Below are 14,792 nucleotides of genomic sequence, written 5' to 3'. Positions count from 1 at the left end.
GAACTTATGGCAATATTAAATTTTCAAAAACCCGATAAAGTAATAATGATTGAATCTACTGATTTTGAAGGTAGATTTGAATTCAGACCTTTAGAACCAGGTTATGGTTTAACAGTTGGTAATGCATTACGTAGAGTTTTACTATCTTCTTTAGAAGGATATGCTATTACATCTTTAAGAATTGAAGGTGTTGAGCATGAATTCTCTACAGTAAAAGGTGTGGTAGAAGATGTGACTGAAATGGTGTTGAATTTAAAACAAGTACGTTTTAAACAACAAATTGAAGAGACTGAAAATGAAACTGTAACAGTAACTGTAACAGGAAAGGATCAATTAACAGCCGGAGATTTTCAAAATTTCATTTCTGGTTTCCAAGTGTTGAATCCTGATTTGGTTATTTGTAATATGGAAAAATCAGTTAAACTTGATTTAGAATTTACCATTGAAAAAGGTAGAGGTTTCGTGTTATCTGAAGAGAATAAAAAATCAAATGCTCCTTTAGGAACTATATTTACTGATGCTATTTTTACACCTATTAAAAATGTAAAATATGCAGTTGAAAACTTTCGTGTAGAACAAAAGACAGATTATGAAAAATTAATCTTTGATATTGTTACCGATGGTTCTATTAATCCTAAAGATGCTTTGACAGAAGCTGCAAAAATCTTAATACATCACTTTATGTTATTCTCTGATGAGCGTATTACATTAGAAGCTGATGAAATTGCACAAACTGAAACCTATGATGAAGAATCACTTCACATGAGACAGTTGTTAAAAACAAGATTGATTGATATGGATCTTTCAGTAAGAGCATTAAATTGTTTAAAAGCTGCTGAAGTGGATACTTTAGGTGATTTAGTATCATTCAATAAAAATGACTTAATGAAGTTTAGAAACTTTGGTAAAAAATCATTGACCGAATTAGATGAGTTGGTGAACGTTAAAGGACTAACTTTTGGAATGGATTTAAGTAAATATAAGTTAGACAAAGAATAAGGATAGAAGAGATGAGACACGGAAAGAAATTTAACCATTTAAGTAGAAAAACTGCTCATAGAAAAGCAATGTTGGCTAACATGGCTTGTTCGTTAATTGAACATAAGCGAATCAATACTACAGTTGCCAAAGCTAAAGCAGTAAGACAGTTTGTTGAGCCTTTAATTACTAAATCTAAAGCAGATACTACACATAACAGAAGGGTAGTTTTTAGTTACTTAAGACAAAAAGAGGCGGTAACAGAACTATTTAGAGAAGTTGCTACTAGAGTAGCTGATAGACCTGGAGGTTATGTAAGAATTATCAAATTAGGTAACCGTTTAGGAGATAATGCTGATATGGCTATGGTAGAGTTAGTTGATTATAATACAACTTATAATCCTAATGGTAACAAAAAGAAAACTACAAGAAGAAGTAGAAGAGGTAAAAAAGCCAATGTTGTTCCGCCTGTACCAGTTGCAGATAAAAAAGCTTCTAAAGCTGAAGAGGAAGAATAAAGCACTAACAATACATTAATAAAAAGGGCAAGCTAATTTAGTTTGCCCTTTTTTTGCATTTTAAGAGCGTGTTAAAAATGTTAAATTAGATTTATAAATATGCTGAGTATAATAACTTTATAGTTATAATCTTAACCTGTATAGTTATGAAACATGTTTTATACGTTTTAGCTTTTACTTTTTCACTTAACATATTATCACAAGGGGATAATAGTGCAATTAATACTTTAAAGCTTGAAAATAGTCAACAAGAGGGTGGTTTGGTTGGTAGTATTGAGAAAACTCCAAAAGAAATATCAGGATCCTATCACTTATTTAAAGGATGGAATAATCACGGTTTGATACATGCTAAGAATGATAAGTATTATAAAATTAAGAATATTAATTTCAATATTAAAAATAATTTTTTTGAATATAAAAATGATAAAGACTCTATAGTTGGTTTTGATTTAAACGGTTCTGAGATCTTAGTAAATTCTAAAAGGTTTAAAAGTTTTCACTTTAATAAAACAAATGACGATAAAATATTCGAAATTATTTGGGACAACGATTTATTTATTCTTTTAAAAGATTACAGTACAGAGGTTAAAAAGATTAAGCCAGAAGGATACAAGGATTTTTCAAGTGATAAATATATAGTTAGAAAAACTTATTACTTAATAAAAGATAATAAAATTGGAAAATTTAAATTGAGTAAAAAGAATGTTTTAGGTCTTTTGAAGCTTAATTCTGAGAGTATAGAAAAGTATGTTAAGCAAAACAAATTGTCATATAAAAAAGACAAAGATTTAAAGATAATATTTGATTATTATAATTCTTTATAACTAGTTAATAATTCTAATAACAAAGGGTAGACTAAACTTTAGTTTATCCTTTTTTTTATATTATTTTTGTAAAAACCAAATAAATGAAGTATCAAACTAGAAAAAAGGCAATAGTTTTATTAGCAGATGGAACTGTGTTTGAAGGAAAATCTATAGGGATAGAAGGTTCATCTACTGGAGAAATCTGTTTTAACACAGGCATGACCGGTTATCAAGAAATCTTTACTGACCCTTCTTATTATGGTCAATTAATGGTAGCAACTAACGCCCATATTGGTAACTATGGAGTTAACGATAAAGAGGTTGAATCTGAAGGTATAAAAATATCAGGTTTAATTTGTAGAAATTTTAGTTTTGATTATTCTCGTGTAGATGCAAACGGCTCTTTAAAAGATTGGTTCCAAAAGCATAATCTAATTGCTATATCTGATGTAGATACAAGAGCTTTAGTTACCTATATTAGAGAAAATGGAGCGATGAATGCTATAATTTCTACTGAAGTTGATGATATAGATAAGTTAAAAAGGCAGTTGGCAGAAGTACCCGATATGGACGGATTAGAACTAGCTTCAAAAGTTTCAACAAAAGAGCCTTATTTTGTTGGAAAAGAAAATGCTAAATATAAAATTTCGGCTTTAGATATTGGAATTAAAAAGAATATTTTACGGAATTTAGCTAAGCGAGATGCATACATTAAAGTGTTTCCTTATAATGCTACTTTTGAAGAAATGAATAATTTTAAACCTGATGGTTATTTCTTGTCAAATGGCCCGGGTGACCCAGAACCATTAGTTGAAGCCCAACAAGTTGCAAAAGAAATTATCGACAAAAACTTACCTTTATTCGGAATTTGCTTGGGGCATCAGGTTATTGCATTGGCAAACGGAATTAGCACTTATAAAATGCACCACGGACACAGAGGGATCAATCATCCGGTAAAGAACATTATTTCAGGCAAGGGAGAAATCACTTCTCAAAATCACGGATTTGCAATAAATAAAGAAGAAACTGAAAAGAATGCCAATGTAGAAATTACACATATGCATTTAAACGATCATACTGTTGCGGGCATTCGGATAAAAGATAAAAAATGTTTTTCTGTTCAATATCACCCAGAGGCCAGTCCTGGTCCTAATGATGCTGAATATCTTTTTGATCAGTTTTTTGAAATGATTGAGAGTTAGACTTAACTGCCCTTAGGCTCTTTTGAGGTTGGTTATCATAGAGTTCTATCGAAAACGTTGTCGTATAAATTAGTGTTTTTTAATATGTAAACGCTAGTAATTTCGTAACTTTACACTACATTAATTCATAGAAAAAATAATAATAAATAATAAAATTATGAGCATTATAATTAACATTCACGCACGTCAAATTTTTGATTCAAGAGGAAACCCTACTGTAGAAGTTGATGTAGTTACTGAAAGTGGAATACTAGGTAGAGCGGCTGTACCTTCAGGTGCATCAACAGGAGAACATGAAGCCGTTGAGTTACGCGATGGAGGTGATGATTATATGGGTAAAGGTGTTTTAAAAGCTGTTGCCAATGTTAATGACAAAATTGCTGAGGAGTTAATAGGAGCTTCCGTATTTGAACAAGCTTTAATCGACAAAACAATGATAGATTTAGATGGTACGCCAAATAAATCTCAATTAGGAGCTAACGCTATTCTGGGTGTTTCTTTGGCTGTGGCAAAAGCTGCTGCTAATGAATTAGGTATGCCATTGTATCGTTATGTTGGAGGCGTTTCTGCAAAAACGTTACCTGTGCCCATGATGAATATTATTAATGGAGGTTCGCATTCTGATGCTCCAATAGCCTTTCAAGAATTTATGGTAATGCCAGTAAAAGCAACAAGCATTGCTCATGCCTTACAAATGGGAACGGAGATTTTCCATAATTTGAAGAAGGTATTACACGATAGAAACCTAAGTACCGCTGTGGGTGATGAAGGTGGTTTTGCACCAAATTTAGCGGGCGGTACGGAAGATGCTTTAGACACTATTGCAAAAGCAGTTTCTAATGCTGGATATAAATTAGGTGATGAAATTATGATTGCTCTAGATTGTGCAGCAGCTGAATTTTATGTTGACGGTAAATATGATTATACAAAGTTTGAAGGTGATTCTGGTGTTGTCAGAACATCACAAGAACAGGCTGAATATTTAGCTGAATTATCAACTAAGTATCCTATAATTTCTATAGAAGATGGCATGGACGAAAATGATTGGGATGGTTGGAAAATGCTTACTGAAAAAATTGGTAATAAAGTACAATTGGTCGGTGATGATTTGTTTGTAACCAATGTTGAAAGATTAGGTAGAGGTATTGATAGCGGAACAGCAAATTCCATTTTAATTAAAGTAAATCAAATAGGATCGCTAACCGAAACTATAGCTGCCGTTAATATGGCGAAAGATGCAGGTTATACAACAGTAATGAGTCATCGTTCAGGTGAAACTGAAGACAATACTATTGCAGATTTAGCTGTAGCTTTAAATTGTGGTCAAATAAAGACAGGTTCTGCTTCACGTTCTGACCGTATGGCGAAATACAATCAACTATTACGTATTGAAGAAGAGCTAGGCGACGTAGCTTATTATCCCCAAGAAAAAGCATTTAAGGTTAAATAATATAACGTATAAATAAAATGAAAGCGGTTACTTTAAGTAATCGCTTTTTTTTGTGTAATTCTTAAAATTCATTTTCTTTTTCTTAAAGAATTATGTGTAATTTTTTGTAAATTAGCCTTATTCTATTTTTAATAAAAATTCAAGTAACATATGTCAGAAAAAGCAACGTTAGCAGTAAACGGAAAATCGTATGAATTACCTATAATAAAAGGTACAGAAGAAGAGCTAGCCATAGATATTAGTAAGCTTCGTGGTAGTACAGGAGGTGTAATTACTATAGATCCAGGGTTTAAAAATACTGGATCATGCGAAAGTGCAATTACTTTTTTAGATGGCGAAAAAGGAATTTTACATTATAGAGGATACTCCATTGAAGAGTTGGCTGAAAAAGCAGATTTTTTAGAAGTGGCTTACTTACTAATTTTTGGAGAATTACCAAATGTAGATGAATTAGAAAAATTTCATAATGATATTAAAAAACAATCTACTGTTGATGAGGATGTGAAAAAGATTTTAGATGCTTTTCCTAAGTCGGCACACCCTATGGGAGTTTTATCCTCATTAACTAGTGCGTTAACGGCTTTTAACCCAACTTCAGTAGATGTTAGGTCTGAAGAGGCTATGTACAATGCAATTGTAAGAATATTGGGTAAATTTCCGGTATTGGTAGCTTGGACTATGCGTAAAAAAATGGGACTTCCCCTAAATTATGGAAGCACATCTTTAGGCTATGTAGAAAATGTCTTACGAATGATGTTCAGGCAGCCTAATGAAGATTATGTTCTAAACCCTATTGTTGTTGAGGCTTTAGATAAGTTATTAATTTTACATGCAGATCACGAACAGAATTGTTCTACAAGTACAGTGCGTATAGCAGGTTCGTCACATGCTGGATTATTTGTTTCATTAGCATCAGGAATTTCTGCCCTTTGGGGTCCATTACATGGTGGTGCCAACCAAGCAGTAATAGAAATGTTAGAAGCTATTAGAGAAGATGGCGGTGATACCAAAAAATATATGGCCAAAGCAAAAGATAAAGAAGATCCTTTTCGCCTAATGGGCTTTGGACATAGAGTTTATAAGAATTTTGATCCAAGAGCTAAGATTATTAAAAAGGCTGCTGACGCCATTTTAAATGATTTAGGTATTGAAGATCCTGTACTTGATATTGCAAAAGGATTAGAAAAAGAAGCATTGGAAGATCAATATTTTGTTGATAGAAAATTATATCCAAATGTTGATTTTTACTCAGGTGTTATTTACCGTGCTTTAGGTATTCCGACTGATATGTTTACGGTTATGTTTGCTCTAGGGCGTTTGCCAGGTTGGATTGCACAGTGGAGAGAAATGCGTTTAAATAAAGAACCTATCGGGAGACCTCGTCAAATATACGTTGGCGAGACGTCAAGACCATTTGTACCACTTAATAAAAGATAATTTTTTAAGAACATTATATACTGTCATTTTTTCCATACTTTTGGAAAAAATGACATTTTTTTTATGTTAAAACTAAATATACAAAACGAGACTTCTAGGTTAAAGGCTGTAGTGCTCGGTACTGCCCTTAGTAATGGCTCTGCACCAACTTTTGAAGAAGCTTACGATCCAAAATCTAGAGAACATATTTTGGCGGGTACTTATCCAAAAGTTAAAGATATGGTAACCGAAATGGAAGCAGTTGCAGAAGTTTTAAAAAAATACGATGTACAAGTGTTTAGACCAAAACCTATTGAAAATTACAATCAAATTTTTGCCAGGGATATTGCTTTTGTAATTGAAGATAAATTTATAAAATCTAATATTCTACCTGATAGAGATAGAGAAATTGAAGCTATCGAACATGTTGTTCAACAAATTGATCCAAAAAATGTTATCAAATTACCTGAAAAAGTGCATGTTGAAGGTGGCGATGTAATGCCTTGGAACGATTATATTTTTATTGGAGTTTATACAGGTGATGATTATCCTGACCTGATTACGGCAAGAACGAATAGTTACGCGGTTGAAGCCCTGCAAGAATTATTTCCTCACAAAAAGGTAAAATCTTTTGAGCTGCGAAAATCAAATACAAATGCAAAAGAAAACGCCCTACATTTAGATTGCTGTTTTCAACCCATTGGTAAGAATAAAGCAATTTTGCATAAAAACGGTTTTTTAATTGAAGAAGAGTACAATTGGTTGGTCAACTATTTTGGCACTGAAAATATTTTTGAAATTACCAAAGAAGAGATGTACAATATGAACAGTAATATATTTTCAATTTCAGAAAATGTAATTGTTTCCGAACGCAATTTTACCAGATTAAATAAGTGGTTACGCCAACAGGGATTCATTGTCGAAGAAGTGCCTTATGCGGAAATTGCTAAACAGGAAGGTTTACTCAGGTGTTCTACAATGCCGTTGATAAGAGATTAGTTTATTTCGGTTTCTAAAAAATCAGTAACCAATTTACCCAATTTTTGATAGCCTTCTTTGGTATAATGCACGTTATCAGATCCTTTTCCAAATTCTTTGTGAATTTGTTTAGACTGCTCATAAATATCATTTACAATAATGGAATGTTTTTTCATTATTGATTTTGCCGCATTATTATATTTTATGGCGTCACTCTTAAATCTGCCTGCTTCATTTTCAGGAACATAAGAAGTAGTAACAAAAATTAATTTGGCTTTGGTTTTTTTCTTTAAAGTGGAAACGATAGAATCGAGATTGGCTGTATAATCCACAACACTATATGTTAGTTGCCCATTTACCTTATCTCTGTTGCCTTGCACTTTAGAATCTGGATGACGATAACACAAATCCCAAAGCCCCCAGTTAAATTGGATAATATCCCATTGTTCTGCTCCTATCCACTCGGTTATTTTTTCTAATCCAGTTCCGGTATGTTGGGCATTTCCAGGGTTATGGGAAATCATTGCCCTATCCCCAAAATGTTCTTTTACAAATGGAGTATATCCTATTGAAATAGAATCACCTATAATTAATATTTTGGGTTTCTTTTCGCTATAACCAGTTAGCAAGAGTGTAATTAAAATTACAGAGACCAAATAAATCTTACTTTTTATCATATGTTCTAGTCCTTTAATAAAAACCTTTCCTATTATTCTCGAAGTGATAGGTGTATTTTTCTACCTTCTTTAACTATAATATCAATACATTCTTCTATATCCTTTTTTGTAGTTCTAAAATTTACAATACATGTTCTGAGGCAATATTGTTGATCTACTATGGCATTAGATAAAAACATCTCTCCACCTTGTTGTAATCCATTTACTAATTCCTCATTTAGAGTATTCAAATATTCTTTTCTTTTTTTACCATTAACCTCAAGATTTTCTGGAATATACCTAAATGTAGCAATACTTAAATTTTGTGTTATTGGCTCTAATTCCGTATGTTTTTCTGCCAATTTATAAAAGTATTTTGATAGCTCTATATCTTCTCTAATAAGTTTCATATAGCCATTACTTCCAATTTGTTGTAATGCTAGCCATACTTTTAAGGCTCTAAAACCACGAGAATTCTGAAGACCATATTCGAAGTAATTTAGAGATCCGCCTTCTTCAGTTAAACTGAAATTATAATATTCTGGGTGTGAACTATAAGTGTCAATAAGATGCTTTGGATTTTTTACCAAAGTACACCCCGCTTCTAATGGACTATACAACCACTTATGTGGATCTAGTGCAATAGAATCGGCTTCTTTTAGTCCAGCAAATAATTCTTTTAATTCTGGAATAATAGCCGCAGGAACACCATAAGCACCGTCTATATGGAACCATAAATCATATGCTTTACAAATAGTAGCAATGGCTTTGAGGTTATCTACAACCCCAGTGCTTACGTCACCAGCGGTACCTACTACCATGAATGGCTGATGACCATTTTTTAAATCCTCTTTTATGGTTTGCTTTAAAACGTGATTATCCATTTTATTTGATGCATCAGTGGGTATCCAACGGATAGAATTGCTACCATGCCCAAATAAAATAACTGCTTTATCAACCCATGTATGTGTAGATTTTGAACAATAGGTTATTAACTGTTTTGAAGCGTTTGAAAGACCATCTTCTTTAATGCTTTTTGGAGCTTTAGCTGTTCTTGCTGCTAAAAAGGCAGTGAAATTTGCCATGTTTCCACCACTAACTAAAACACCTCCATAGGTTGGTGATACTCCAATAAATTCTGCTAGCCATTTAATAGTTTGTTTCTCAATTTCGGTGGCCATTGGGCTTAGTATTTGCCCACCGACATTTGGGTTAACTGAAGACGCTAATAAATCAGCCAAAGCTCCAATTGGAGTTGCCGAAGAGGTTATAAATCCAAAAAATTTGGGATGACCGTTAAACAAAGAGTTATCAAATAATAATTTTGAGGCGGAAGCTAATAATTCTTCCGCTGGCAATCCATTTTCAGGTAAAGAGGCTTTGCCTAAAGTATGTTGTAATTCCTTTGGAGATTTACTGGTTGTTACGGGTTTTTCAGAAATACCCTCAAAAAAATCAGAAATAGTATCTATAAGTTCGTAGCCAATTTTTCGAAACTCGGTCTTACTTATTTCTATTGAATTTTCTCGTTTGTTGGCCATATAAGTTGTTGGTATTTATTTTTAGCTGATTTAATTCTAGCGTGTTTGTGTATGATTTAGTTGCGTAGTTTAAGTACTAAAGTTAGCAAATAAATCACAGATAGAAAGTCCGCGAGCTCCGATGCTTCTAGGCTATCACTGGCAATGAATTTTATACGTTGTTTGTAACGGTTTTTATATTCTCAATTCTCCTTTTAGAATTATTTGAGCTTCACTTTTTATTGTCAATTTACTCTCGCTTATTAATTCTACTTCCATAAAACCACTTCTTTCAGAACATTGAAAAGAATTCATTTTCTTTTTATTCAATCTTGTAGCCCAATATTTTGCTAGAAATGTATGAGTTCCTCCTGTTACAGGGTCTTCATTTGTTCCGCTCCAAGGCCAAAAATATCGCGATTCAAAGTCAAAGTCATTTTTGTCAGATATTGCAGTAACTAATACTCCATTTATAGAATCATGAGAAGCTTTTAATTTCTCATAATTAGGAGATAGATTATTTAACAATTGACAGCTTTCTATCTCAATTAGTAAAATGTTTGTTTCTTTATTAAACTCACTGTTTGATATTTTTTCTATTCCTAGTGCTTTTAATAATTCGTTAGGGGTATTTAGAGGAATTGTGTCATAAACAGGGAATTCCATTTCAATTTTTTCTTGATATTTTTTAATCATTAAATCTAGATCCTGAATATTCTTAAAGTGAATGTCAGTCATTGTCGGATTAATTTCAAAAAGAACTTTTGAAGAAGCAAGTGTTGCGTGCCCACAAAGAGGAATTTCCATTACTGGAGAAAAGTACCTTATTGAATATTTGTTAGGTTTATCAATTAGAGTTATAAATGCAGTTTCAGAAAGTCCCAATTCTTTTGCAATAGATTGCATTTGTTCATCTGTCAATTTTTGATCTAAAACACAAACTCCAGCAGGATTTCCTTTAAAAGGTTTGTCTGTAAAAGAATCAACTATGTAGGTTTCTATTTTAGTCATTTTTCGTAAGTAGGCTAGAAGAAAGCAATAAATTATATACGATATTGTAAAACGTTTTTTAAATTCCGATTATATCTTTTCTTGCTTTTTTTCTCCATTTCTTTCCATATTTTTTGTCCATTAATTCCGCAATTTTCTGATTGTAAAGTTCAATACATTCATAGTTCGAAATTTCACAACCAAAATCATAATATTCAATTTTGTGTTTTTTCTCAAACTTATTGTCAGATTTAGTGTTTCCAATAGGTGCAATTGAACCAATTAATAAGAATTGTGGTTTTCCATTTTTTCAATCATTTTCAGCTTTTTCTGAACTATAAAAACAGTTTACTTTTAATTCAAAATTTTTATAAGTTATACTTTCATTCGTTTTTACTTTAAATATTTGATCTTCATATCCAACAGCAGAAATTATAATATCATATTCTTTATTTGGTTCTAAATATTCAATTATAAATTCTCCAGATTCATTAGGTTTACTTTTCGGATGTTCTTTTATATTCGGCTTTATTGAATAACCATACCAAAGAGTTTCTTTTGATAATTCAGAAATTACTTTTCCTCTTATTTCAACTTGTCCATAACTCATTCCACAAACTAATATTAAAATCAATTTGATGAAGTGTTTTTTTATGTTCAAGATTTTCTTCATAATGTTTTACAACGTGTTTGTGTATGGTTTCGTTGTGTGTTTAATAAACTAATTTAGCAAATATAAACTGAATAGAAAGTCCGTGAGGACTTTCGTAACTAGTACTTTTCATAGGATACGTTGTTGTGCTTAGTCATTTTATATTAAAGTGATAACGAGAATTGTTGAAGAAATAAACAATAGCAAAGTTAAAATACTCGCGAAATTAGAAAATTGTGCAACGAAGTTCAATCGATTACGTTCTTTTGTCCAATTCGCCAATATTTCGTTCCAATGAAGAAAAAACTCATCTTCAGTAAAATCCTTTTTGTCCACATAGAGCCTTCTTTGCAACAATCCAAGTCCAATATTCAGCTTGGATTCTCTATTTAAAATCAGAAATTTGCTAAATCCAGAAATGAAAACTGTAACTATAGAAAATATCAATAAAACCTTATAGAAAACCGTTGCGTTGTCATATTTATTTAGGTCAAAATCTGTTGATTTAAATAAAAGTAATGAGCAAAGACCAACCGAGATTCCTAAAATCCAATTGCTTGTTTCTTTAAGTGATTTTTCTGCTCCCTCGGAAAACCTCAGGTTATCTAGAGTTTTATGATAGTCAGGCCATTCCATTCCATTCCATTCATTTTGATTCTTTAATTAAGCACAACATATGTATAACCGCATTGCGGTTTTGCAAGATACTTATTTAATTTAATAGCAATGCCCAGAAGCATTACTATTTAGGCTTTTGTTGAGCAATGATGAAAAGCCATCCGTTTATTTACCGTCCCGCCAACTTGTCGGGCAGGTAAAAACGGATAATTTCAAAACCAATTTTGGATGTAAACGTTCCCAATTTATTTCCTTATTTTTAACTTTTAAAAGTAACACCCTAAATGGCATCCGTACAAGAGCAAATCAATCAACTTCGTGAAGAATTACGTCAACATAATTACAACTATTATGTATTAGATAATGCTACAATTTCTGATTATGACTTTGATATGAAACTCAAAGCGTTGCAAGAATTAGAAGAAAAACATCCTGAATTTTTTGATGCCAATTCCCCCACACAGCGTGTTGGCGGAGCAGTTACCAAAAATTTTGAAACGGTTACGCATAAAAACAGAATGTATTCTTTAAGTAACAGTTACTCTAAAGAAGATTTATTGGATTGGGAAAAACGGGTTCAAAAAATACTAGGAACAGAAGCCATTGAATATACTTGCGAACTTAAATACGATGGTGCCTCAATAAACCTAACCTATAAAAACGGACAATTGCAAAAGGCGGTCACTAGAGGGGATGGTTTTCAAGGCGACAATGTTACCACAAATATTAAAACCATAAAGTCCATCCCTTTACAATTAAAACACGATTTTATTGAGAATTTTGAAATCAGAGGTGAAATAATTTTACCATTAGACGGATTTGCAAAAATGAACGAAGTCAGAGTTGAAGCCGGAGACGATCCTTATATGAATCCTAGAAATACAGCTAGTGGTAGTTTAAAATTGCAGGATAGTGCAGAGGTGGCCAAACGTCCGTTGGACTGTTTGCTATATCATGTTATTGGCGAAAGATTATCCTATAAAACACATGCCGAGGTGTTGAAAGATGCAAAAAAAGCTGGATTTAAAATTCCAGAAACGATTAAAATTGCAAAAACAGTTGATGAGATTTTAGACTATATTAAGTATTGGGACACTGAGCGTTTTAATTTGCCTTACGAAACGGACGGTGTGGTTATAAAAGTAAATTCGCTACATCAACAAGAGGAATTAGGCTATACCGCCAAAGCCCCGCGTTGGGCCATAGCCTATAAATTTAAAGCGGAGCAAAAAAGTACGGTGTTGAATAGTATTTCGTATCAAGTGGGTAGAACTGGAGCCATAACTCCTGTTGCTAATTTAGAACCTGTTGAGTTGGCGGGAACCATTGTAAAACGTGCTTCGTTACACAATGCTGACCAAATTGAAAAACTGGATATTCGAGTAAATGATACCGTTTTTGTGGAAAAAGGCGGAGAAATTATACCTAAAGTTATGGGTGTAGATTTAACAAAACGCCCAAAGGATTCGGTACCTACTGTTTATGCAACAAATTGTCCGGAATGTAATACGGAGTTAATCAGAACCGAGGGCGATGCCAAACACTATTGTCCTAACGAATACGGTTGCCCTACACAAATTACGGGTCGGATTCAACATTTTATCAGTAGAAAAGCGATGGATATTGAAGGTTTGGGCGGGGAGACCGTTGAACTCTTATTCAAGGAAGATCTGATTGCCAATTATGCCGATTTGTACGAATTAAAAGTAGAGCAAATTATTCCATTGGAAAGGATGGCGGAAAAATCTGCCGAGAATATGGTTAATGGTATTGAAAAATCTAAAGAAATACCTTTTGAACGCGTATTGTTTGCCTTAGGTATCCGATTTGTAGGAGAGACCGTTGCAAAAAAGCTGGCCAAATATTTTAAAAACATTGATAATTTACTCAGTGCATCTTTTGAAGAATTAATTGCGGTTGATGAAATTGGAGATAGAATTGCCCAAAGTATTATAGATTTTGCCAATAACCCGCTAAATATAGAATTGGTAAACCGATTAAAAAGTTATGGGGTACAATTGGAACTTTCTGCCAAGGCATTGGAAAACCAAACCGAACTATTGAGAGGGAAAACTTTTGTGGTTTCAGGCGTTTTTACAAAAATGAGTAGAAACGAACTCAAAAAATCTATAGAAGATAACGGTGGTAAAGTATCAAGCTCTATTTCCAAAAAGACCAATTATGTTATAGCAGGTGATAACATGGGGCCAAGCAAAAAAACAAAGGCTGAAACGTTGGGAATTTCCATTATTTCTGAAGATGATTATTTAGCCATGTTATAATGAGTGCCGCTAAAAACAATACTAAGGTCAAAATTGTAACGGCACTTTTTGTAATCGTTTCATTATGTGATTTGGCGGGAATTATTTTCCACTTAAATCAACTTCGATTCGTTTTTAAACCGCTGTTAATGTTAACCTTGTTGCTTCTCTATTTGGTTTCGGAGCGTAATTTTAATGGGTGGTATATTGGTGCATTAGTATTTTCATTTTTCGGTGATGTATTGCTATTATTTGAAGGAGAAATTTATTTTATTCTGGGGCTAATTTCATTTTTACTAGCACATATTATTTATATTAAAATTGTCTTATGCTGGCTCAATAAGACTTCTTTAAAAACAAAAGCAGTAGCTGCTATACCATTTCTAATCTTGTTTTTTGTACTTATAAATTTATTAAAGAATAATTTGAACGATTTGTTTATTCCTGTTGTAGTCTATGGAATAACCATAGCCATTATGGGCTATGTTTCATTATTGAATTATCTGAATAATAAAAGTTTATCTGCATTATTTATGGTAGTTGGAGCTTCACTTTTTATTATTTCTGATTCCGTACTGGCTATAAATAAGTTTTATAGTACAAACGAATTTTTTCCAATAGTTATCATGTTAACCTACCTAATGGCACAATACCTAATTTTTAAAGCTGTAATTGCACAAAATATAGAGAATTGCTAAGCTAATCAAATTTTTAATCACCTTGGATTTTGGACAGTAATGTTAATCT

Annotated in this window: 14 protein-coding genes and 1 pseudogene; 9 read left to right on the top strand and 6 right to left on the bottom strand. The window is 32.5% G+C overall.

The features are described from left to right. The first annotated feature begins 6 nt into the window (after positions 1 to 6). The 7 genes from U5A88_RS11165 (at position 7) to U5A88_RS11135 (ending at position 7,369) form a co-directional block, all read left to right on the top strand. Positions 7 to 999: a DNA-directed RNA polymerase subunit alpha gene (locus U5A88_RS11165; protein ID WP_321975172.1), complete on the top strand. Its 993-nt coding sequence runs from the start codon at positions 7 to 9 to the stop codon at positions 997 to 999. Positions 1,000 to 1,010: 11 nt separating this feature from the next. Beyond that, positions 1,011 to 1,496, top strand: coding sequence for a 50S ribosomal protein L17 (rplQ, locus tag U5A88_RS11160; protein WP_354206450.1), 486 nt, complete (start codon positions 1,011 to 1,013; stop codon positions 1,494 to 1,496). A gap of 146 nt (positions 1,497 to 1,642) precedes the next feature. Then, positions 1,643 to 2,320, top strand: coding sequence for a hypothetical protein (locus tag U5A88_RS11155; RefSeq protein WP_354206449.1), 678 nt, complete (start codon positions 1,643 to 1,645; stop codon positions 2,318 to 2,320). An 83-nt stretch (positions 2,321 to 2,403) separates the two neighbouring features. After that, complete coding sequence (gene carA / locus U5A88_RS11150; protein WP_354206448.1) at positions 2,404 to 3,504, top strand: glutamine-hydrolyzing carbamoyl-phosphate synthase small subunit; 1,101 nt, start codon at positions 2,404 to 2,406, stop codon at positions 3,502 to 3,504. 157 nt (positions 3,505 to 3,661) lie between these two features. Further along, a complete protein-coding gene (eno, locus tag U5A88_RS11145) occupies positions 3,662 to 4,954 on the top strand; it encodes a phosphopyruvate hydratase (protein WP_354206447.1) in 1,293 nt (430 codons plus the stop codon). A gap of 150 nt (positions 4,955 to 5,104) precedes the next feature. Then, positions 5,105 to 6,391, top strand: coding sequence for a citrate synthase (locus U5A88_RS11140; protein ID WP_354206446.1), 1,287 nt, complete (start codon positions 5,105 to 5,107; stop codon positions 6,389 to 6,391). Positions 6,392 to 6,454: 63 nt separating this feature from the next. Beyond that, positions 6,455 to 7,369 (top strand): dimethylarginine dimethylaminohydrolase family protein, encoded by a 915-nt coding sequence (locus U5A88_RS11135; RefSeq protein WP_354206445.1) that lies wholly within the window; start codon positions 6,455 to 6,457, stop codon positions 7,367 to 7,369. Here U5A88_RS11135 and U5A88_RS11130 read toward each other — a convergent pair. The 6 genes and pseudogenes from U5A88_RS11130 to U5A88_RS11110 all read right to left on the bottom strand — a co-directional run bounded on the left by U5A88_RS11130 (position 7,366) and on the right by U5A88_RS11110 (position 11,802). Beyond that, on the bottom strand, positions 7,366 to 8,025 hold the full coding sequence (locus U5A88_RS11130) for an SGNH/GDSL hydrolase family protein (protein ID WP_354206443.1): 660 nt from the start codon (positions 8,023 to 8,025) through the stop codon (positions 7,366 to 7,368). The genes U5A88_RS11135 and U5A88_RS11130 overlap by 4 nt on opposite strands. Positions 8,026 to 8,057: 32 nt before the next feature. Continuing rightward, the gene (locus tag U5A88_RS11125) at positions 8,058 to 9,545 is read right to left on the bottom strand and encodes a pyridoxal phosphate-dependent decarboxylase family protein (RefSeq protein WP_354206441.1); all 1,488 of its coding nucleotides are present in this window, start codon (positions 9,543 to 9,545) and stop codon (positions 8,058 to 8,060) included. 174 nt (positions 9,546 to 9,719) lie between these two features. Then, a complete protein-coding gene (locus tag U5A88_RS11120; protein WP_354206439.1) occupies positions 9,720 to 10,535 on the bottom strand; it encodes a PhzF family phenazine biosynthesis protein in 816 nt (271 codons plus the stop codon). Positions 10,536 to 10,593: 58 nt separating this feature from the next. Next, positions 10,594 to 10,812, bottom strand: a pseudogene (locus U5A88_RS15910) (FEKKY domain-containing protein); the annotation flags it as partial. A gap of 12 nt (positions 10,813 to 10,824) precedes the next feature. Further along, a complete protein-coding gene (locus tag U5A88_RS11115) occupies positions 10,825 to 11,187 on the bottom strand; it encodes a peptidase associated/transthyretin-like domain-containing protein (RefSeq protein WP_354206437.1) in 363 nt (120 codons plus the stop codon). Positions 11,188 to 11,325: 138 nt separating this feature from the next. Beyond that, positions 11,326 to 11,802, bottom strand: coding sequence for a hypothetical protein (locus U5A88_RS11110; protein WP_354206435.1), 477 nt, complete (start codon positions 11,800 to 11,802; stop codon positions 11,326 to 11,328). Between the two features lie 266 nt (positions 11,803 to 12,068). Here U5A88_RS11110 and ligA point away from each other — a divergent pair, with 266 nt between their 5' ends. Both ligA and U5A88_RS11100 read left to right on the top strand, forming a co-directional pair. Beyond that, entirely contained in the window at positions 12,069 to 14,066 is a 1,998-nt protein-coding gene (gene ligA / locus U5A88_RS11105; protein WP_354206434.1) for an NAD-dependent DNA ligase LigA, read from the top strand. After that, a complete protein-coding gene (locus tag U5A88_RS11100) occupies positions 14,066 to 14,743 on the top strand; it encodes a lysoplasmalogenase (RefSeq protein ID WP_354206432.1) in 678 nt (225 codons plus the stop codon). Before ligA ends, U5A88_RS11100 begins: the two co-directional genes overlap by 1 nt. Positions 14,744 to 14,792 lie beyond the last annotated feature (49 nt).

Origin of the sequence: Aureibaculum sp. 2308TA14-22, from assembly GCF_040538665.1 — a bacterium.
Taxonomy (GTDB): Bacteria; Bacteroidota; Bacteroidia; order Flavobacteriales; family Flavobacteriaceae; genus Aureibaculum.
The sequence above is the reverse complement of the archived record's forward strand: the minus strand, read 5'-3'. Positions and strand labels throughout refer to the sequence as shown.